Genomic DNA, 21,703 nt, shown 5'->3' with positions numbered 1-21,703 from the left:
ATCGGGAAACTCGAGGTCGAATTTCGTGCCGTCCCGCTCCTTCTCTTTGCTGGCATGGGGTAAGTCTGGAAGTGGAGTATGTGGGGCTAGAGCCCAACAATGCAGACGCTAACTACAGGAGCGTAGGGCTCACTGCCCATGTTATGAGCGAGGCCCATCTTCGGCTCCTTTATCTGACGCTTATCAGCCCTGCCCTGAAGCTGGAGGTATAGCTCGTATATCATCCTGATACCGGAAGCACCTATGGGGTGTCCGAAGCACTTCAGCCCTCCATCGGGTTGCACCGGCAGAGCGCCGTCGAGGTGGAAAGTGCCCGCCTCAATGTCATCCTTCACCCGCCCCCTGGGACTGAACTGCATGTCCTCCATAGTGACTGCCTCAGTGATGGAGAAGCAGTCGTGGACCTCGGCCATGCTTATCTCCTTTCGGGGATCTTTAATACCCGCCTCCTCGTAGGCAGCCACGCCGGCACGGTAAGCCTCTTCGACGTGGGTATAGTCATATTCTGAGGTCATCCGGCCCGATGTAGGGCTGGCGCATATCTGAAGTGCCTTTATGTACACCGGATCGGGGCGGAACTTCTTGGCAATATCAGCGCGGGTGATGATAGCGGCGGAAGCGCCGTCGGAGACGCCACAGCAGTCGAACAGACCCAGTGGCCAGGCGATAATTGGAGCGTTTAAAACCTGCTCCAGGGTTAACTCCCTTCTCAAATGGGCCTTGGGATTGAGTGTGCCGTTGTGGTGGCTCTTGATCGATATCTTGGCCAGCATGGTCTTACCCTCTTCGGGGCTCAAGCCGTAGCGGTTGAAGTACCTGGTGGCCATAATAGCGAAGACCCCGGGCATGCTCGACTGGTAGTGGGTATTGGTGCGATTCTCCATGCCCGGTAGGCCGCTCATGCCCTCGTCTTTCAGCTTCTCGAAGCCTACCGCAAGGCAAACGTCGTGAATACCGGCGGCTACAGCATAGGAGGCACCCCTTATCGCCTCGTGGCCAGAGCTGCAGGCATTCTCTACCCGGGTAACCGGAAGGTACTGCAGCTTCAACGGCTCGCTGACGGAGCGACCTCCCATTCCACTGAAAAGGGTGCCTACCCACACGGCCTCGATATCTTTAGCCTCGACGCCGGCATCGGCGTAGGCCTCGCTCACCGCATCCACAATCAGGTCGCCGGGGCCTTTATCCCACAGCTCGCCAAACCTGGTGCAGCCCATACCTACAATGGCGACTCTATCCTTAATACTCCCTGACATCTCTTGCCTCCTTTAACACCTTATCGGCCTGGCCTTCCAGAAGTAGTTGGTGATGCCCCGATCGAATTGCAGCTTCCTGAAGGTCATCTCCACCTCAGTCCCCACCTCGATCTTGTCCGGGGCCCGATCGGTGAGATCGAAGAACGCCCTTCCCCCTCCCTCGAAGTCGATCAGCACGACCGAGGCGGGTGGATCGGCGACCTGGGCCAGTTGATCATGGGTGAAGCTGAAGACCTTGGCTTTCCTCCCAGCAAAGTTATAGTCCTCGAAATCATCCTGCGCCTGGCACTTGGCACACACGCGGATGGGTGACGTGCTCATGGCACCGTTGTCATACTGCGGGGTGCCGCAGCGCCTGCACTTGACGCCCCACAGTCCGAGGAGCACCCTCCTCTCCCGCCATATGGCCGATAAGCGGATGTGCTGCTTCTCGGGCCTCCTCGCCATCTCCAGCGGGACCAGCTCACGCCAGCGCAGATAGTCATTATAGTTTTCCAGCATCCGCTTGGACTCCAAATGGCTTTTCATCCCGCGGCGCTCCCCCAGCTTTTCTATGGCTTCGGTTACCTCCATAAGAAACGCATCGGCGCCATTTCCGTATCCGGCAAAGAGTATCTTATCTCCCGGCTTGGCCTCCTCCAGGGCGCTCACCAGCATCATCGGAGCCATAGCACAGCCGGTTATACCCACACTCATAAAGAGGCTAAACGGGTCCTGGAGCTGAGAGGGGTCAAAACCCAGCGCCGCCGCTGCACGGCCGTGCCTTCTCACATCGCCGGAGGGGTCGAAAACGACCTTGGTGAGGTCTTTGGGCGAGAGGCCACACTTACCCATCAAGCCGGATATGGCATCGGGTAAAACCTTGGAGTAGCCCTCGTCCAGCACCATGCGGTCTTCCCAGGCGCGAACAAAGGTGTCGCTCTCAGAACGCCAGGTCCCCGCCAGCTCATCCGATATGGAATAGCTCTCCTTAATCTCGGCAATGACATTATCCCTGCCCAGGAGAAGGGCGGCGGCGCCATCGCCCAGGCCCTGCTCCAGCATGCCGCCCGGGGCTGCCATGCGGCTATCAGCCGCGGTTACCAGGATGCTATTTGCCGTACCGGCTTTAATAGTATCCAGGGCCAGGGACATAGCGGTTGTCCCCGAGCGTAGCGAGGTGGTTATATCAGCAGTGCGTATATCCCGACGCAGATCGAGGGGCAAGGCCATTAAGGCAGAGCATTGCTTCTCCTTATAGGGAGAGGTGGTAGTGGCAAAATAGAGGCCATCTACGTTATGTGGATCTATATCTTTCAGGCAGTCTATGGCTGCCTCTACTGCCATGGTCAGGCTATCCTCATCATAGCTGGCCACCGCCTTCTCTCCTGGCATGGCAAAGCCCCCCCAGGCTTTAAGGAAATTCTGCCGGTCTATCCGGTGCCAAGGGATGTAGGCACCGTACGATGTTATCCCTATCATTGTCACCTCCTACTTTTTCAGAGCTTAGAAACGCCTTCGTATATGCCGCTATAAGTCTATTTGAGTCGAGGATTAACCTTCGCCATTTCAGAATAGTGTGTCCAGGAGACCTTTTGAGGCCTATTGTGGGCGACTAAAAACCCAATTGTTTAGTGATATCGCCAGTACAGTTTACCATAGAAACAGGCGGTACAACAATAAAGTGTTGTGTGGTGTTTGGTTGATTTTACTGGGCTGACGCTTCTTGCTAGCTGGGAACCGCCAGTGTAGAATGGATTGAGATAATAGTTTGTGACATTGCCCTGATTAAGGTAACCTGGGGTTCGATGTCACTACGGTTCTCCCTCTGTTGGAAAGAAAAGCTTTTTCCACCCAGCCCTCTTACTTGAGGTTAGTGCATTAAACCTGGCGTTGTGCGCCTTTAGAAAAGGAAAGAGCTTTAATAAATTACCCCACCAGGCTCTGCTAAAATCACTGTCATAATGGCATGATGGCTCCACTATTGGACTTAAGATAAGCCTTCCGATGGGAGCTAGTTCCCCACTGTAATGAAAAGGTCAGTGTTCATGCTGGGGTGGTGAAGCACAGGCCCGAATATCAGGTCAGAGGTTGAAAAAATCTGGGGCATCAGGGCATAGTTCGCAGAGTTCTACAATCCTGTTCTGGGGAGCGCCAATCTCAGTGTGCCATATCTCCCGCAGCTACGCATTATGGGTAGGCATAGCAGAAAGCGGCTTGGCGGGTTGAGTGCCATGCCGCAACTGTGCCGGGCGTAGCAGGAACCAATTCAGGAACTGAGGCTCGAGAATGGGAATTTAAATATTCTCATGAATGCTACACCGTGCCTCGCCAGTTTCCAGTTTAAACCTATTTATATTTCTACTTTCACATTTATAGAGGGTATATCCTATATGCAGAGGTTTAGGGGACGTGATAAAATTAGGGCATCAAGTTTTATGAGGGGGTCAGGAATGTCGGAGAGAGATAAAAAGAAAAAAACCAATAAAAATGTTCCTGAGAATTTCGATGTACATAAGGCTCGTCTCGCCATGGAAAAGGAGATGGCTATCATAAAAAAGCTCGCTGAGGAGCGTGAATTCGAATCTGAGGATGAGCTAGAAAAATACCTGAAGAACCTCATGTCCTCTGGGGGGTTACCCGAGTGGGCACCAAGCGGTCCATTAGAGGAGGCACAAGAAATAATATATCAAGCGTGGGATATGCAGAGTAAGAGGGATAGGGTAAAAGAGGCCCATAGAGCACTGAAGATTTCTGCTGACTGCGCTGATGCTTATGTGCTTTTAGCCGAGGAAACCGGCCAGAATGTCGAGCGGGCACTCGAGCTTTACCGGGCTGGAGTTGAGGCTGGGGAGCGAGCCCTAGGAGCCAGTACATTCACTGAAGATGTCGGGGGGTTTTGGGGTATCCTGGAAACACGCCCGTATATGCGAGCCCGAGTCGGACTTGCCCAGTGTCTGTGGGATGTGGGAAAACGCTGGGAGGCTGTAGGGCACTATCGGGACATGCTCAGGCTTAATCCTAGTGACAACCAGGGAATCCGCTACGCCCTGGCTGCGTCTCTACTGGAATTGGGTGAAATTGATGCCCTGCAAGGGCTATTGGGGCAGTATGATGAGCCTACAGCAGATTGGCTCTATACGGAGGCGCTGGTTACCTTTATTAAACAGGGCGATAGTCCGGAATCTCGAAAGCGCCTTCTAAAAGCATTGGAGCATAACCGCCATGTTGTGCTATACCTCACCGGTGAAAAGAGTTTACCCAAGCAATTACCGGAATATGTGGGCTTTGGCGATAAAAATGAGGCCATTACCTATGTTGCCATGTTTGGCATCGGCTGGCTCGATGCCAAGGGCGCTATTAGCTGGCTTATATCCGTATGCCGAAGCGAGCAGACAATGCGACAGGCTCAAACTGAGCACCAAGATATTCCTGAAGCATTTCTGCAGGCCTTTGAATCCAAAAACAAAACGCCGCAGCCACCAAAGGGTAAGTCGGTGACGATCTACACATTTAAGGTTAGCCTCAAGGAATCGCTCCGGGTATGGCGCAAGATTGAGGTAAAGGGCACCCAGACGCTCCATCACCTGCACCAGGCTATATTCAAAGCATACGAACGCTACGATGAACATCTCTATGCCTTCTTCTTAAGTAATAAGCCCTGGGATCATTCATCAGAGTACGGGCTTCCCGATCCAGAAAGCGATGCCAGGAACTCTAGAGAAGCGACGATTGACTCGCTGGGTTTGCAGGAAAAGAAGAGGTTTCTCTATCTATTCGACTTTGGGGATAATTGGTGGCACTCCGTTCAGCTACTTGGCATCAAGGAGGAGGTATCAAAAGGCAGGTATCCACGCATAGTAGAAAGCCAAGGTGAGGCGTCGCCACAGTACCCGGATGAGGAAGCATAGTATCTTGTGGTGTGTATCTCGATGTATATCTCGATAGGTATGTTATCTACAATCCGACGGGTTATTGGATGAAACTGTGGAGTGCATCCCTATGATTGGGCAGGTAGGGTTAGGAGAGACCGCCAGGTCTGGCCGATTCATGTTATCTGCAATTGCAACTCGGCCATAATAGCTATGTTATATAAGGGGTGAATGATAAGGGCAAACCACCATGAGTCACCGTGCAATTCTTGTGAACTCCGCTTTAGAACTCCCATATTGTTAAGGAAGGATTAACCCTATCCATTCCAGGTCCGCTATCGTCCTTTATAGTCATGGGACATTTCCCTTCTCAGTTTCCTCAAGCTCTCTAACCTTACTCTTGGGGCACTCACTAGCGAGGGCGAAAGGCTAGAACAGCATATCCCATTCCTGGTCAACCTCCTCTTATTCTGGGAAGACCCATCCCGACCCAACAGATAATATTTCTCATAATCTCGTTGCTGCCCATTGCAATACTCAAACCCTTGCATATCTGATAGCTATTCTCGAAGTAACCCTTAAGCGGTGCCCATTTGGAATCCTTTAGTGTCCCATAATGTCCCATGATTTGACAGCCGGTATTGGTAAGGTGCTCATTTAGCTCGGTGACCAAGACCTTAGCGGTGCAGGCCGGAGTTGCAACGTCTTCAATAGTTGTAACTGTCATCTGCTTCCACAGCACATGTAGAGAAAGGCTGCGGGCTACCTCCATTTCGACTGCTAACTCCCCCATTCTATTCCGGACAAGGGGGTCTTCAGCCAGGATTCTACCATCCCATTGTTTCTCCCCGCAAAATTCCGCTAAATCATCAAAGATGCGTCTCAGCCCGGAAGTCAGCATAACCATAGATCGCTCGTAGTTCGAGGTGATTTGGGAAACAGTCCAACCATTGTTCTCCTCACCAACGAGGTTACGTACCGGAACCCTCACATTATCGAAAAAGACCTCGTTGAACAGGTGGGCACTGTTCATACTGAGTATAGGACGTACCGAAATGCCTGGCGTCTTCATATCGACAAGGATAAATGAAAGCCCCCGCCCCCTTCGGTGAATCTCGGGATCAAACCCGGTCCTGAAAACTCCAAAACCCCAATCGGCATGGTGGGCCCCACTGCTCCAAGTCTTTTGCCCATTTATTATATAGTAGTCCCCCTCCCTTACGGCGCTGGTGGTGAGGGACGCAAGGTCCGAGCCTGCATTGGGCTCGCTCCACAACTGAGCCCAAAATAGCTCTCCCCGTGCCATGGGAAGCAAGTATTCTTTCTTCTGCTCATGCGTCCCCCAGAATACAAGGGTCGGGGCGAGCATAAGTATGCCCATTGGGTCGACCCCTGCCCCAAGATTATATCCCTGCACATCGCTGAAGATATACTGCTCCGTCAGGGGGGCATCCACCCCTCCATATTCCTTGGGCCATGGACGGGAGAGCCACCCCTTATCTCCAAGCTTCCTGGCCATCTCCTTAAAGAAGCCCCAACATTCTTCGCTGAAAATAGCCTCCATCGATGCGCCCCATTGACTTGGGGCATCCTTCATCTCCCTCTTGAAGAAATCATCAAGTTCCTTCCTTAATGCCTCTTCCTCCGGGGTAAACTGGAAGTCCATCCTTTAACCTCCTTGACTAAGCTATGACGCCATGTCCTCTCAGTTTAGCAATTTCCTCTTTGCTGTAACCTAGTAGGGAGATAAGTATCTCTTCAGTATGCTCACCCAACCTGGGGGCGGGGGTCCTTATTATGGAAGGTGTCTCCGAAAGCTTGAACGGAATCCCAACCACTTTAACCTTGCCAAAATCAGGGTCATTTAGCTCGAGCAGCATATCCCTTGAGCGAAGCTGGGGGTCTTCCTCCACTTCCTCCAGGGTGAGAACTTTGGCACAGGGAACTCCCGCCTCCACCATCGCATCTACGATTTCATCCCTCGTGTGGTTACTGGTCCAACCCTCTATTATAGAGCTGGCAGCTTCATCATTCTGCGCCCGACTAAGTATGTTAGCAAACCTTTCGTCTTCCACCATCTGTTTTTCCCCTATTACATCTGCTGCTGCTGCCCACTGTTTCTCTTGAAGGAAGGAGTTCACTACATACCCATCCTTACACTTGAAGCTACCCAGTAAGCACCTTGGCGGGTGGCAAGACATGTCTATTATGAAATTGGGTAGGCCTTCCCAGACAATCTTCAAGTGTTCCAAGTAGTTCTGGCTAAAGATAGCATCGTTCATTGATAGGTCGATATATTGTCCCTGCCCGGTTTTCTGTCGATAGAGTAAAGCAATCATAACCCCCAATACCCCGTAAACAGATGATACAATGTCGGCAAATATAGGGGGCGCTACCTCGGGATGCTCGCGTAGAGTGTGCATACCCGATGTGGCTTGAACGCCACCATCATATCCTATATCCCTGGAATAAGGCCCGGTTTGTCCATACGCTGTTTGCGACAAATATACAAGCCTTGGGTTGACCTTCCTTAGGCTCTCGTAATCAAGACCTAGCGTGGCCATTGTCCCCGGCCTGAAAGTCTCTACCAGCACATCTGCCTTGGCTGCCAATTCCTTGAATATATCCTTGCCATTTTTATACTTCAGGTTCAAGGCCACACTCTTTTTATCGTGGTTTACCAGCGAAGACAGGGGCAGCACTCCCGGTTCAATTGAAACTATTGACCTCATAAATGATCCCGTTACGGGTTCGACCATAATTACCTCTGCCCCAAAGCTTGCTAAGATCCTGGTGCCGTAGGCACCCGCTATGAACCCTGATAAATCGAGTACTCGCACATCTTCTAGTGCCATTGCCATTGCTTTCCGCCTATATAACCTCTTGCTCTCTCAGTCTGACTATCTCCTCCTTGCTGTAACCTAATAAGGTGGTAAGTATCTCTTCGGTGTGCTCACCCAATTTGGGGGCTGGTGATTCTATGCCGCCAGGTGTCTCTGAAAGCTTTATTGGCACGCCGGGTATCTTGAACTTGCCGAGGTCAGCACACTCCACTTCAACCAACATCTCTCTGGCATTAAGCTGCGGATCTTCTTTCAATTCATCCTCGGTAATTACTGGTTCGCAAGGTACTCCCGCCTCATCCATTATCCTCTTCACTTCATCACTGCTCCTAGCAGCTACCCAATGTTCTGCAATGCGAGCACCCTCTTCACTGTGCCGTGCGCGCAGCATCAGACTACCATACCTCTTTTTATCCATAAGCTCGTTACTTCCGATTGCATCCACGAATCCCTCCCAGTGCTCCTCCTTAAGGGGCGCAATAAATAGGTAATTTTCATCCCTGGTCTTATAGAAGCCATAAATAAGTTTGGGATATTGTCCGTGGGGGTAGACGCCAGCTATGGAGTTCAGTGTAAACTCATCTACATGACCCTTTAGGCAATTGTAACTTGTAGCCAGAAAGTTAGTTGAATACATCACATCCTGGCAGGATAGGTCAATGTGCTGCCCTATGCCGGTCTGCTGCCTGTAGTATAGTGCCAATAGAACGGCAAGAGCGGCATAAACCGGTGATGTCAAGTCTGAGATGGGTAGGAACTGCATTTTTGGAGGAGGGTCATAATAGCATAGCATCCCTCCCATCGCTTGGGCTATGATATCGAATCCTCTAATCTGGTGATAGGGTCCGGTTTGACCATATATGGCTATGGAGAGGTATATTATGCCGGGATTGATCTTCTTCAAGGTTTGGTAATCGATACCCAGCTCCTTTGTGACCCCTGGGCGGAAGGCTTCAACGAATATATCTGCCTTTTTAACCAACGCCATAAGTATTTGCTTGCCCTTTTCAGTTTTCAAGTTCAGGCGGATTCCCTTCTTATTGCGGTTTGAAATGGAAAGCTGTCTCTCTGCCCCGGGCATAAGATTACTATATGATCTAAAAAACTCCCCTTCCGGTGGCTCAACCTTGATAACTGTAGCTCCCATATCAGACAAGAACATGGTTGATCTGGGTCCTACCTCATACATGGAGTCATCTAATACAACTATACCTTCCAATGGCTTTGCCATGTTCTAATCCCTTTCCAAAGCGATCTATTTTATAGCTTCACTTGACCTAAGTTTATCAATTGCTTGCCTGTTGTAGCCGAGCTCCAAAAGGATTTCCTCGGTGTGTTCACCGCGGTGAGGAGGCGGCCGTCTTATGGCTCCGGGCGTCTCCGACAACTTTATAGGGATTCCCACTTGCTTCACTTTGCCCAACGTGGGATGGTTAATCTCAACAACCATATCGCGCTCAGTAGAAAACAAAAATCAGTGGTGAATCTCAAGGGTGCCTGCATTACTAACAGCCCTATTTAAAATTCTGCCAAAGCTTCAGGGGGAAACCCAGGGAATGGATCAGTATATGGGTAGCGTGCTGGTGTTGGGACTCCACCCAGTTCCCAGGCACGACGACCATCCCGGTAATCCTCCCTTTCCATAATGACTGCCGTTCCTTGACCCCAGCCACCACATATAGATGAACAGCCATATCTGGACCTCGTGCGGTTAATTTCATAAGCAGTAGTTCCAAGCACTCGCATCCCGCTTGCACCTATAGCGTGTCCAATGCAACATGCGCATCCATTAACATTCACCTTCTCCGGGTCTATGCCCAAATCTTTGCATAGTGCTAGAGGGACAGTGACAAATGCCTCGTTGGACTGCCACACATCTATTTCATCCACCGATAAATTCGACCTCTCTAGAGCCTTCCTCGTCGCTTTGATAGCGCTATATCCCATTAGCCCTGGTTCACATGCTACATGGGCCATCTCCTTTATGGTACACATTGGCACCAATCCCAATTCCTTCGCTTTCTCTTTGGACATGTATACACCGAATGCGGCCGCATCATTCTCAGTAGATGCACTGGCAGCAGTTATAACCCCATCGGCCGAATAGAGTGGCGGCAGGCTGCGTATCTTCTCAATGCTTGAATCAGGTCTCACAGTTTCATCATAATCAACAGTCTGTATAGTCCCACCCGCTGTTTTCGCCTCCATTGGGATTATCTCGTTTTTAAACCGACCTTCTCGATGAGCCGCCGCGGCCCTCATATTGCTTCGCAATGCCCATTGGTCATGGTCCTCCCTGGTAAGGTTATAGTCTTTCGCCAGCCTTTCAGCAGTTAGACCCATACCTACCAATATACTGATATCAACCATGCTGAATAGCTTTGGATTTGGCCAGTAGCGCTCCCTACCAAACTTCTCCAGCATTGCGGCTATATCGGAGTCAGGAGTGATTGTAGGAATGGGAAAGCTAGAGCAGCTCTCTATCCCACCGGCGATATAAATATCTCCGTAGCCCAACATAATTTCCATTGTGGCAATCATCCCGGTGGTCATGCCGGAAGTACAAGCCCGGTCAACAGTCAGACCAGGTGTGTCATAACCACAGGTCATTAAGGCCATTGCTCTACCCATATTACCCTGTATGTAACTCAGGTTTGGTGAGCCCGAGTATATGCCGTCAATTGTGCTACGGTCTATGTTTGTTCTCCGTATTAAATCCTCTATTACAACTATGCCCAAATCATCGGAACGGCAAGCATCGAAAAACCCTGGCTTTCCCTTTGCTGCTCCTCTTCCTTCTGGAGTTCGTGCATAGTCTACCAGTACTACTTCTCTTGTCTTCATATTATGTTTCGCCATTCCCTTTCAGCTAAATCTAACAAAGACTCATGAGATAGGTTAAATACTGCACTGCCAGCGCGGAACAGTCTGTGGGTTGTAATCACATACTGCTGGCACAAACGGCATTTGAGCTTCTTTCTCCACCTCCAAATTAGACCTGCATCACACTACCCTAACTTTTTATTAATCCTGAATCCAAACCGTCGAGTTCCCCTCATACGGGTGATCGCTTGGGGTAAAGACAGAATGCTGAACCTGCTCATCCTGCTTTAGAATTTCGGCTATATTTTACCATCAGGGTCTAATGCCCGGCCACAGTTGCTGGGCTACCCTTTCATGGTGGAGATCAGTATCCCCAAAGATTACGTCTGCTGCTTTAGCTCTCCTGTAGTAAAGCCCTATATCGTGGTCTCTGGTCATTCCAATGGCACCGTGAATTTGCACTGCCCTTTCGGTAACGAACTTATATGCCTCATTAGCCCAGGCTTTAGCTGCTGAGACCTCTACAGTGCATGGCATACCCTGTTGAACCATCCAGGATGCCCTATAGGTCATGCCCTTAGCTGTAAGGGTGCGGGCGGTCATGTTGGCTAGGTAGTGCTGAATAACCTGGAAAGAAGCGATAGCCTTCCCATATTGCACCCTTTCCTTTGCGTATTCGGTGGTCATATCCACTACCGCCTCCATCGCACCCACCGACTCGGCGCATTTTAACACAGCAGCCTGCTCCAAGATTCTATCTACTATCTTCCAACCTCTGCCTTCCTCTCCCAAGATATCCCCTGGGTGTACCCTGACGTCACTGAAAGAAACCTCACATTGCTTATCACGAGCTATAGTGGGCATTACTTCTATCCTTATCCCAGGGCTTTCAGCATCCACTAGGAATAGCGTGATCCCTTCCTTGGGGTCCGCTTTCTCGGCAGTCCTGGCCACTACCGAGAGGTAATCTGCCACCCCGGCATCGTTTACAAAAAGCTTGATGCCATTGATAACATAACCGCCTTCCTGAAGCTCTGCCTTTACTCTGATCGACGATGGCTCATAACTGGCAGAGGATTCAATAAGAGCCAGGGACATAATAGTCTCTCCACGAGCTATGCGGGGAAGGAACTTCTGCTTCTGCTCCTCATTTCCATATTGGAGTATGAGCAGAGCACCAAGAACCACTGTAGAAAAAAGAGGAGATGGGAAAATGTTCCTTCCTATCTCCTCGAAGAGGACCACAAGGCTTGTGAACTCCGATCCAGAACCCCCATATTGTTCAGGAATGATTAACCCAATCCATCCCAGGTCCGCTACCTTTCTCCATAGTTCTGGATCGTGTCCCTTCTCACTTTCCTCAAGCTCTCTAACCTTACTCTTGGGGCACTCACTAGCTAGGAAATCTCTTGCCGCAGCCCGAAACATTTTCTGCTCTTCACTGAAGTCTAGGTTCATTTCTTCACCCTTATTTAGTTGATACTGCTCTCTATCCTCTCATTTGTAAAAATAGATTTAAGTTTGTTCAGCTTAGCTTGTGTGGTAGCGTAGCTCTTTTCACATTACTTGTCAATGGAACTAATTGACAAATTGATTGTAATGTGATATTACGGTCACATCAAGAATAATCGTTCTATTCCTCGCAATCTAGTTTGCCAATTTTTCGCTCTGCTTTCGCTAAGGGGCAGACCATCGTGCAATATATGGGTGCAGTTAAGCAGCAAAGGCGTTATAAAACCAAGCTTTTTAAGTTTATGAACTACCAAGGAGTGGTCGTCTCGGTGGATATATAGCTGATTCAATATTGATTCTGTTGTCTGAGGGGGATTATTATGTATAAGGAAGAAAACATAAGATTGGAGGTAGGGAAATGGCTATATTCCCGTCAAAGGAATGGGTAGAGGGGGTGTTGGAGCTCGCAAAGAGAAGCGAGGAGTACAAAGAAGCGTCAAAGGATTGGGAAGGTGACTTCCTGTGTATCATCGAGTGCGACGACGAGTTTATGGGGGATCTGAGTAGAAAAGAGGTAATTGAAGGCTTCATGAGCTTCTTGAATATGATACCCGAAGAGAGCCGAAAGAAGTACAAAGGCTCTCCTATGGGCGATTTCATGGAAAAGAAGCTGGGCATATCGTTGGATGCTTCCCTCACAAGGTTGGACCTAAATGAACTGGTGGCAAGAATCTCAAAGCTATCTGCTGAGGATTTGAGCAATGCGGCCCTGTATTTCTGGGCGGATTTCTGGCATGGCAGCATCAGAGACATGATTGGTGTGGCTCCGGGTGAGCACGAGGATGCCGCTTTCAAGCTCTCTGGGAAGTACAGCTCCTGGAAGCTGCTGGTTTCAGGGCAGCAGGATACTATGAGACTGGTAATGAGCAACCGCTTGCAGCTCGAAGGCGATATGCAGTACATGATGAAGCGGATGAAAGCGGTGGTAGCGTTAACCAAAGAGGTGCTTGCTGGAGTTCCGATCGACTAATTTGACTGAGCGATAGAAGAGAGGTTACTCTGAACGTGAGGAGGGAGCCCCATGTACTTTGAAATAGACCCCCTAATCACAGAGGACAAGGGGTTGTCATTACTAAGACGGGAAACACATAGATTCGCTGAAGAGGTAATGAGGCCTGCTGCGGCGGCATTAGATAGTATGTCCGACCCGGCCAAGGTGATAGAAGAAGACTCACCATATTGGGATGTCTTAAAACAGATGAAGAGGTTGGGGTATCACAAGATCTTCATAGACCCGGACTACGGTGGTCTGGGATTGAGTGCAACGGAAGCTCATATAATTCTGGAAGAGCTCGGCTGGGGAAGTGTGGGGCTGACAACGGCGATAGGCGTGGATCAGGTCCCGCCTGGAGTGGCTTCGATATTTGGCATGGGAGATGTAATTGAAAAAGTGGTGAAGCCCTTTGTAGAAGATACAGAAGCCGAATACCACAGCTGCTGGGGTATGACCGAGCCCGAGTGTGGCTCAGATTACATCTTTCTTTGTGAAGAAAGCTTTCTTCCTCATGTAAGAGAGCTTCATCCCGGCCAAGTTAGAGCTGTGAAAGATGGCGATGGGTGGATCATAAACGGGCCCAAATCAAGCTGGATATCTTCAGCCCCTGCAGCGACACATGTAGGTCTCCACGTTACCCTGCCGCCTCATGATTGTCTTTCCAATGGGGCGTTTTGCATTGTCTCGCTTGATCAAGAGGGTGTGACCAAGGGGAAACCTATCGACAAGCTTGGGCTGAGGGACTCTCCACAAGGAGATCTCGCTTTTGATAATGTGCATATTCCGGATGACTACATGATCATCAGGCCCCCCTTCTATGAATACCGCGTAGGCCAGATAATCTGCGTAACGAGCTGTTTCATGGCGGCAGCATTTACCGGCCTAGCCCGGGCTGCCTTCGAGGAGGCACTGAAGTACTCCAAGGACAGGGTTCAGGGCGGCAAACCGCTATGCGAGCACCAATCGGTCAAGCAAAAGCTCTACCGGATGTTCGAAATGGTCGAGAGCTCTAGGTACTACACGAGAAAGGTAATGGAGCACGTCTGGAGCAAGATCTATATCGAGAAAACATTTGATGCTTCTTCCCGACATGCTCTTTCCGCACAAATATATGGCACAAATGCAGCCTTCGAGGTGGCTCATGAAGCTTTGCAGCTCCACGGAGGATACGGTCTCACCAAGGACTTTCTCATCGAAAAGCTCTTCAGGGATGCGCGGGCTTCATTAATAATGGATGGAGCCAACGATATCTTAAGCATTGCAGCTGCATATAACATTGTCGATGAGTATAAGAGTTAATCCCTCATATGTTCTCACATGGGATAACCCAATAAACAAGGAGGTATATCAAGATGGTTTTAAAAATAGGTGTGTCCACCCCTTTCGATGCTCCACTCTATGATTTGAACCCCGAGAGAGGTATTGAGTACAGAAATTGCGAGGCGCTAGCTGCCGTTTTTCTGATCGATGGAAAGGTGGATGATATTCTGCCGGAGGGGCTTGAGCCATACAGTGATCCTCCCCAAGGCGCGATATGGATATCCAGGTACCCTTTCAGCACTGTAGGAACATACAATGAGCACATTTCGATGATCATAGTAAGAGACGTACATGGAGAAATGGGATACTACATCCCCTATATCTATGTGACCAATGACGCTGCTATGGCCGCCGGAAGGGAGTGGGCGGGAGCGCCCAAGAAGATGGCGGATATAAGTCTTGAGAATGAATATGACCTTATACAGGGAACCCTGGAGCGGCCATCAGGTAAAAGGCTGATCACCTTTACCTTCAAGCCAGTAGAGCGGGCAGGTGGCAGTGTAGTAGATGCGTACATCCCGTATCCAATCCCCTTACTGTCCGTCAGACATGTTCCTTTTGTGAAGAATCCTAGCGGGGGTCTAACGCATCTTACGCAGTTGATAAGCTGGTATGCGGAGGTGGACTTCCACAAGGATCCCAAGGGGGAGAAAGCGGTATGGATTGGCCCGGCATCTATTACTTATGACTCACCCTCTCTGTCTGATCCTGTCCACAAACTCAAGATTGATGAGGTATTGGCTGGTCTCTACTTTCAGTTTGACATGAAGCTGAACGTTAAAGAGGTGCAGAAAGAGTACTAGAGAACTTTGCAGGGCTCGTTTTTTCTACGGCAGGGGTAGAATGTACAGTTTGAAGGTATCACATCTCAGGATAGAAAAGGGTGGATGCTGTGCTACCACAGTAGCTCTCTTCACAGTTCTGCCTCCGGATAACTGACGATTACCTCAGGATGATCATTCGGGGTGCACCTTTGTCCAAAGTGTTCAATAAACGATCATATCCATATAGAATCCTCAGCTTCTATTCACGCTTAAATCATGCATCTTGACTACTGATGGTTATGGTCTTAATATTAGATAGCAGAAAAAGAAGTCGCAGGATGTGAAAAAGGAGTGCTTGCTTAGTCAATTTTTCGGCGCAAATAAGTTACTCAAACTGCCGAAATCAGCTACGGATTTTGCGGGTGTAACTCAGCGGTAGAGTACTTGCTTCCCAAGCAAGGGGTCGTGGGTTCGAATCCCATCACCCGCTCCAGCTAGTAAAACAGGGGATTTTTAAGAAGAAGTCCCCTTTTTATTTTCCACCCAGGCAAGGAGTCGATAATTGTATATTTTACGACTCCTTGCCTCGCCTCATTTTCTTAACATCATACCGAGCTCACATGAACATCACAGAAATTGCAGAAACCTGCCTGTAACAAGGCATGGGGTCGAAAACTCGTTTTTCGTCCTCTGTAGATATAAAAAGTAGACTCGCCAATTTCTGATTATGGTGTTGCGGGTTCGAAGCGCATATGGCAATTTGCGATTATGGGAGGATCAGGGGATATGGAGAGAGGTGCTCCCTGAATTATGGACATTTCAAACTTGGATTTGGAATAAACCAACCACGATGTATATCGTGTACGTTAGGATACAAGGTTCAGGTTATTAGTCTTGACTTGCTTCCACCGAGAGGATGTCTGCCCTTTTCCTATATATCATAGTAATTCCGTCTGTTGTGCTTCTCAGTACTTTTGCCATCCTTTGCCTTGGCGTAGTCCGCGGACATAAGCCGCTTGGCCCGCATGTAGTAGACTATCTTCTAAGATGCTGATTAGACGGACGCCAACCGTGGGTAACGGCTGAAACCACGGTTCATCAATCTTTTGGTCAAGGTCAGTTATTGATAGAGTAAGGAAGTACTGTTTTGAGCGTTCTAGTACCGCGCGATGGTAGTCAAGTAGCGTCTGAATATCGGGAGATTCAAACGCTGCCACCTGCCCCGGTGTGTGACCGAATCCAATATCCTGAAGGTCAGCTGATCGATTGAACTTGGCGTACCATTTCTCCTCGATCCACAATTGCTCCTTCCCCATCAAAGAAGCCATTTGGGCATCATGCTGACGCGTCAGATGCCAAGTCAACCAGCCAATGCTATTGCAATCCTGGTGGGGCTGCCAGTTCAATTCGTCCTTATTAAGTCCGTCAAGCACATTCTCGAGGAACTCGAGCACACGCCCATAACCGTCAGCCAGCAGATCGTACCATTCCATTGATACCTCCTTTTCTCGCTACATTAGTTAGGATATGTGACAGCTTCATTGGTTGCAATTGTGCAACCGTGTCCCATTATATTAAAGGGTAGAAATAATAGCGAGAGGTTTTAACCGCCTACGCTATTTGGGGTGCATGATCTGGTTGTGTCGGCGCTATCCCCATAAAGGCCCGCCACGATAAACCTAATAGGCTTATTGGTCAGGAAGAAAGCCATAGCACATCACCACAGAGCCCTGCAGTTGGGGCGCGGCTTGAAAAAACGGCAAATTCTTGTTTTTCCTTACCCAGGATGGTATCTTCGCCATGGCCGGGATAGACCAGTGTATCATCGGGTAGGGTAAAGAGTTTTTCAGTGATCGAATTAACGATCTGCTCAAAGGCTGCGGGTGTCCCCGTCTTACCCGGGCCCCCAGGGAAAAGGGTATCACCGGAGAAGAGGTGCTTCCCAGTGAGCAGGCACAGGCTGCCCGCTGAATGGCCAGGGGTATGCAGCACCTTTAAGCTCACCATGCCGAAGTTCACAACATCGCTATCATCCAAGGTGAGGTCAGGTGGTGCAGGAAGAACTGCTGCTTCTAAAGGGTGAATGGCTATAGGGGCCTTGAGCTTATCCCTCACCTCGCTAAAAGCTCCTAAGTGATCGGGATGGGTATGTGTAATTATTACGTATGTTACCCGCATGTCCTTCGTTTGGGCTAGAATCCTAGAAGCCTCTCCTGGGGTATCTATGATCACAGCCTCCCCACTTATAGGGCAAACCACAATGTAGCAATTCGTGCCGAAGGGTTGGATCTCCAGCTTCTTGATTCGAACTTCTCCGTTGTACTGCCAGCTCATTTCACTGCCCAAGTCGTCATAGCCGACAGTGTAACTATAAGACACAAAGGCCATACTGTCAAAAAGCTAATTGGCATAAAAGTGTAGAGATGCTATACTCGAAGGGCGATGGGCTATTCCATTGTGCTGGAGAGTTTCACCGATTTGGAAAAGACGTGGCGCGAGCTTCTGGCGGCTTGCGCCACAAATCATATCTTTCTAATACCCCAATGGCAGAGGGCATGGTGGCAGGCCTTTGGCAACGGGAGCGAACTATTGCTCCTCTCGGTGAAGCGGGATACAGAGCTTATTGGTATCGTTCCCTTGATGCGCCATGGTGAGAATATATCCTTCATCGGCAGTAGTGATGTTTGCGACTACATGGATTTCATAGTTCGACGAGATGAGGAAGACACCGTTTTTTCGCAGCTCTTGGATTATCTTGAACCCATGAATTGGAACGTTATCGATCTCCGGTCATTGCTTCCCAACTCACTCGCCCTGCGCTATTTTGCCTTCCTGGCGAAACAGAGGAACTATCTGGTCGAGGTGACGAAGGAAGATGTCAGCCCTCAGGTTTTCCTTCCTTCAAGCTGGGAGAAGTACCTATCTCAGCTGGAGAGGAAAGATCGCCACGAGCTCAGACGCAAGCTGCGGCGCCTCGAACGAGCGAAGTCGGCCCGTTTCTATACTATCCTTAAACAAGAGCAGCTGCGCCAGGCTTTGGAGGGTTTCTTTGAGTTGTTTAAAATAAGCGGAGATGCTAAGGCGGGGTTCATGTCCGACCAGAGGAGGGGCTTCTTTGAAACAATGGCACACTCTTTATCAGAGGAAGGCCACATCAGATTGTCCTTCCTCGAGTTAGGAGGGATTCCAGTGGCCTCTGCACTATGCTTCGACTATGAGAATGAGCTTTATCTATATAACAGTGGGTACAATCGAGACTATGCTTCCTATAGCGTGGGCTTGATAGTCAAAGTATTCTGTATCAAAGAGGGCATCTCTGAGGGAAAGAAGCGCTTCGATTTTCTCCGGGGTGCCGAGCCCTATAAATATGACCTCGGTGGCCAGGATGTGCCTTTATATCGCTGTTTGATTTCGAGGGGCTGACTCTATGCGAATCGCAAAGATATGTGTTAACCGCTGCCCGCTGAGGCCTTTGGGAGGCAAGGATACTGGAGGTATGCACCTTTACATACGAGAGCTCAGCCAGGAACTGGGGAGGCTGGGAGTGGAGGTGGATATATTCACCCGCTGGCATGACGACAGTGAGTCTGAGGTGGTGGAGATAGGCGAGAAGGCTCGTCTCATCCATATAGCGGCTGGTGAGCAGGAGGATATATTGAAGACGGATATCTATAATATTCTTCCCCAGTTCTCCATGAATCTCATCCGTTATATAGAGAGCGAAGGTTTAGTATACGACCTGTTGCACAGTCACTACTGGCTCTCGGCGTTGGCGGCGGAGCAACTCCAGGCTCAACTCATGATACCGCACGTTGCCACATTCCATACGTTAGGGGAAGTTAAGAATCGGGCTCGGCCTGCTGAAATGGAGCCAGAGCTGCGCATCAAAGCGGAAAGAAAGGCAATAGCGACAGCAGACTGTATAATCGCCGTTAGCCCCGATGAGAAGGATAACCTGATATCTATCTATGGCGCACAGCCTGACAATGTCAAGGTCATCCCTTGTGGAGTTGACCTTGGGCTTTTTCAACCCATGGATAAAGAAAAGGTGCTATGCGAGCTGGGTCTTTCAGAACACTCCAATATCCTACTTTACGTGGGCAGGATCGAGCCCTTCAAGGGAATCGATACCCTTCTACGTGCCATGGCACGCCTTGAGGACAATAAAGACCTGCGTTTTCTCATCGTGGGAGGAGATTCAGATAGCGATGGCGAATTGGTGCGTCTGCGTTCCCTGGCCAGTAAGCTGGGAATTGAAGGAAGGGTTATCTTTTGGGGTGCGGTGGAGCATGAAAAAATGCCAATATTTTACAATGCTGCCCATGCCTGCGTTATTGCCTCATATTATGAGAGCTTTAGTCTAGTGGCTGTTGAGGCTTTGGCTTGCGGCACACCGGTGGTAGCCCCGAGAGTGGGTGGCCTGGCGACAATTATCAAGGATGGGGAGGCAGGATATCTCATTGACGAGTTCTCGAGTGAGGTCTTTGCCCAGCGCTTGGAATGGCTACTGGGCGACAAAGAGCTCAGGCGGCGGATGGGAAATGCGGCACGCCCGTCAGTAATTGATTATGCTTGGTCTATAGTGGCACGTCAGGTTCTCGGCGTCTATGAAGAGCTAATAACCACAAAGGTTCCTTTGATACCATAGCGTTACCCCCTTTTTTTGGAATCCCACAGACTGGTAAAGGCGCTTGGCGCTTTGGTTCCTGCTATCCACCAGAAGCTCTAGCTCCTTCTTTCCGCATTTCTTAAGATGCTTGATTCCAGCCACTAGTATCGCTTTACCCAACCCTTGATCTCGATAAATGGGATTGATACCCATCATTCGTATGTATCCCTTTTTCTTATCGATAGGGTGATCCATCATCCAGCAATAGCCCACCTTGCTTTGGCCCTCACAGATAAACAGGATACCATCAGGACGACACCAACCTGTGTTTACAAGGTAACGGATCTCTTCTACTGTATTAGGGCGAAATCCCCAGCTACCTGTGAATACGCGGTTCTGAAGCAAGCACAGGCTTTCCTCATCACCAGGGCGGAAGTGGCGAAGCTCGAAGCCGCTTGGAATCTGGAGCGCTCCTACTCCATATTCGGTTAGGCTCATCTGCCAGTGACGACGCGTCACTCGAAAGCCTCTTTTTCGAACGAAGTGCTCACCAGGCTGCACCCCTTGAGCTATAGGGATATGGATAACCTTCGCCCCCAGCTTGCGGCCATGATCTATATCACTTTCTAGTAGCCTGCTGCCTATCCCCCGACCACGGTATGTCGATCTAACGGCAATGTCGAGGATTACCCTGCCGATTTCCAGTTCACGCACCATATCGGCATAGCCAACTATAAGGCTATCTATTTCTGCGAGAATCAAGTCCTCATCCCAGTTATACCCCGGTTGCTCCAGGCGCTGCTTGAATTGTGCCACAGAGGTAGATTTACCTAACCCATCTACCTCATCTATCTCGTTGACTAGCTGAACATAGGGGATTAGGTCATGGGTATGGAAGTTGCGGATAGTAAACAATTATCTGCCTTTATCGGTTCAAACAGTAGTCTGTTTCATTGTAGCTTATGGATTGCTGTGATACAATCCGGAAGAACGTCTGGGGAGGAAGTTCCTCAATGGAAGTATCGGTGATCAAAGTGATGGTAGTCAGCCCTCATCCCGATGACGCAGAGATCGGTGCTGGGGGAACCATAGCCTCCTGGGTTAAGCAAGGGCGAGAGGTATTCTATGTCGTCTGCACCAACGGCGACAAAGGGAGCTCAGATCCAAATATGACCTCGGAGACCCTGGCTAAAATCAGGCAGCAGGAGCAGATGGAAGCCGCCAAAATACTAGGTGTAAGCGAAGTTATATTTCTCGGCTACCCTGATGGAGGTTTGGAAGATACCCCCGCTTTTCGAGGGGAAATGGTGCGACTAATTAGAAAGCATCGTCCCGATGTCGTGCTAACAACTGACCCCTACCGTAAATACTGGTGGCACCGGGACCATCGTATTACCGGGACTGTCACAATGGATGCCATCTTCCCCTACGCCCGCGATCACCTATCCTATCCAGAGCATATAGCTGAGGGGCTGACACCGCACAGGGTAAGTGAGATCTACTTCTGGGGTTCGGAGGAGCCTGATACCTTTATCGACATCGGCGAAACCTTCTCTATCAAGCTGGCTGCTCTTAGCTGCCACGTCAGTCAGATAGGCCAACATGCCGAGATGTTAAAGCAGCGAATCGAGGAGAGGGATTCAAAGATAGGGCAAAACCAAGGGGTTCCAGTAGCAGAGGCATTCCGCAGGGTCGAATTACTATACTAGGGCCGCGGTAAGCTATCCTACT

The 21,703-nt window shown here is 49.7% G+C and carries 18 protein-coding genes and 1 tRNA gene; 8 read left to right on the top strand and 11 right to left on the bottom strand.

The annotated features are described in order from the left end of the window. Positions 1-86: 86 nt before the first annotated feature. Positions 87-1,256, bottom strand: coding sequence for an acetyl-CoA acetyltransferase (locus tag VMX96_06000; protein ID HUU63454.1), 1,170 nt, complete (start codon positions 1,254-1,256; stop codon positions 87-89). Between the two features lie 12 nt (positions 1,257-1,268). Next, complete coding sequence (locus VMX96_05995) at positions 1,269-2,717, bottom strand: OB-fold domain-containing protein (GenBank protein ID HUU63453.1); 1,449 nt, start codon at positions 2,715-2,717, stop codon at positions 1,269-1,271. A 971-nt stretch (positions 2,718-3,688) separates the two neighbouring features. Here VMX96_05995 and VMX96_05990 point away from each other — a divergent pair. After that, positions 3,689-5,146, top strand: coding sequence for a hypothetical protein (locus VMX96_05990; GenBank protein HUU63452.1), 1,458 nt, complete (start codon positions 3,689-3,691; stop codon positions 5,144-5,146). A 415-nt stretch (positions 5,147-5,561) separates the two neighbouring features. On the opposite strand, the gene VMX96_05985 is transcribed toward VMX96_05990, so the two are convergent. The 6 genes from VMX96_05985 to VMX96_05960 form a co-directional block, all read right to left on the bottom strand. Continuing rightward, positions 5,562-6,773: an acyl-CoA dehydrogenase family protein gene (locus VMX96_05985; GenBank protein ID HUU63451.1), complete on the bottom strand. Its 1,212-nt coding sequence runs from the start codon at positions 6,771-6,773 to the stop codon at positions 5,562-5,564. 16 nt (positions 6,774-6,789) lie between these two features. Further along, positions 6,790-7,968 carry a CoA transferase gene (locus VMX96_05980; GenBank protein HUU63450.1) on the bottom strand — a complete coding sequence of 393 codons (1,179 nt, stop codon included), beginning with the start codon at positions 7,966-7,968 and terminating at the stop codon, positions 6,790-6,792. Between the two features lie 10 nt (positions 7,969-7,978). Beyond that, the gene (locus VMX96_05975) at positions 7,979-9,181 is read right to left on the bottom strand and encodes a CaiB/BaiF CoA-transferase family protein (protein HUU63449.1); all 1,203 of its coding nucleotides are present in this window, start codon (positions 9,179-9,181) and stop codon (positions 7,979-7,981) included. 24 nt (positions 9,182-9,205) lie between these two features. After that, positions 9,206-9,400, bottom strand: coding sequence for a CoA transferase (locus VMX96_05970; protein ID HUU63448.1), 195 nt, complete (start codon positions 9,398-9,400; stop codon positions 9,206-9,208). 68 nt (positions 9,401-9,468) lie between these two features. Beyond that, positions 9,469-10,794, bottom strand: a complete 1,326-nt coding sequence (locus tag VMX96_05965; protein HUU63447.1) for a thiolase family protein — start codon at positions 10,792-10,794, stop codon at positions 9,469-9,471. A 291-nt stretch (positions 10,795-11,085) separates the two neighbouring features. Continuing rightward, a complete protein-coding gene (locus VMX96_05960; GenBank protein ID HUU63446.1) occupies positions 11,086-12,231 on the bottom strand; it encodes an acyl-CoA dehydrogenase in 1,146 nt (381 codons plus the stop codon). A 412-nt stretch (positions 12,232-12,643) separates the two neighbouring features. Between VMX96_05960 and VMX96_05955 the strand changes: the two genes are divergently transcribed. From VMX96_05955 to VMX96_05940, 4 genes are all read left to right on the top strand, one after another. Next, complete coding sequence (locus VMX96_05955) at positions 12,644-13,255, top strand: SCP2 sterol-binding domain-containing protein (GenBank protein ID HUU63445.1); 612 nt, start codon at positions 12,644-12,646, stop codon at positions 13,253-13,255. A gap of 51 nt (positions 13,256-13,306) precedes the next feature. Further along, positions 13,307-14,578 carry an acyl-CoA dehydrogenase family protein gene (locus VMX96_05950; GenBank protein HUU63444.1) on the top strand — a complete coding sequence of 424 codons (1,272 nt, stop codon included), beginning with the start codon at positions 13,307-13,309 and terminating at the stop codon, positions 14,576-14,578. A 53-nt stretch (positions 14,579-14,631) separates the two neighbouring features. Next, positions 14,632-15,402: an acetoacetate decarboxylase family protein gene (locus VMX96_05945; GenBank protein HUU63443.1), complete on the top strand. Its 771-nt coding sequence runs from the start codon at positions 14,632-14,634 to the stop codon at positions 15,400-15,402. Positions 15,403-15,781: 379 nt separating this feature from the next. Continuing rightward, positions 15,782-15,856, top strand: a tRNA-Gly gene (locus tag VMX96_05940). A 472-nt stretch (positions 15,857-16,328) separates the two neighbouring features. On the opposite strand, the gene VMX96_05935 is transcribed toward VMX96_05940, so the two are convergent. Continuing rightward, positions 16,329-16,856 (bottom strand): DinB family protein, encoded by a 528-nt coding sequence (locus VMX96_05935; protein ID HUU63442.1) that lies wholly within the window; start codon positions 16,854-16,856, stop codon positions 16,329-16,331. 202 nt (positions 16,857-17,058) lie between these two features. Further along, positions 17,059-17,742: an MBL fold metallo-hydrolase gene (locus VMX96_05930; GenBank protein HUU63441.1), complete on the bottom strand. Its 684-nt coding sequence runs from the start codon at positions 17,740-17,742 to the stop codon at positions 17,059-17,061. 63 nt (positions 17,743-17,805) lie between these two features. Between VMX96_05930 and VMX96_05925 the strand changes: the two genes are divergently transcribed. Together VMX96_05925 and VMX96_05920 are read left to right on the top strand one after the other, a co-directional pair. After that, a complete protein-coding gene (locus VMX96_05925; protein HUU63440.1) occupies positions 17,806-18,786 on the top strand; it encodes a GNAT family N-acetyltransferase in 981 nt (326 codons plus the stop codon). Positions 18,787-18,790: 4 nt separating this feature from the next. Beyond that, on the top strand, positions 18,791-20,011 hold the full coding sequence (locus VMX96_05920; protein ID HUU63439.1) for a glycosyltransferase: 1,221 nt from the start codon (positions 18,791-18,793) through the stop codon (positions 20,009-20,011). Here VMX96_05920 and VMX96_05915 read toward each other — a convergent pair. Beyond that, positions 19,979-20,887: a GNAT family N-acetyltransferase gene (locus VMX96_05915; GenBank protein HUU63438.1), complete on the bottom strand. Its 909-nt coding sequence runs from the start codon at positions 20,885-20,887 to the stop codon at positions 19,979-19,981. The genes VMX96_05920 and VMX96_05915 overlap by 33 nt on opposite strands. A 98-nt stretch (positions 20,888-20,985) precedes the next feature. Between VMX96_05915 and VMX96_05910 the strand changes: the two genes are divergently transcribed. Continuing rightward, positions 20,986-21,681, top strand: coding sequence for a PIG-L deacetylase family protein (locus VMX96_05910; GenBank protein HUU63437.1), 696 nt, complete (start codon positions 20,986-20,988; stop codon positions 21,679-21,681). The last annotated feature ends 22 nt before the right edge of the window (positions 21,682-21,703 follow it).

This window comes from Dehalococcoidia bacterium (assembly GCA_035528575.1).
Classification (GTDB): Bacteria; Chloroflexota; Dehalococcoidia; order E44-bin15; family E44-bin15; genus DATKYK01.
This window is presented reverse-complemented; position numbering and strand designations above follow the sequence as displayed.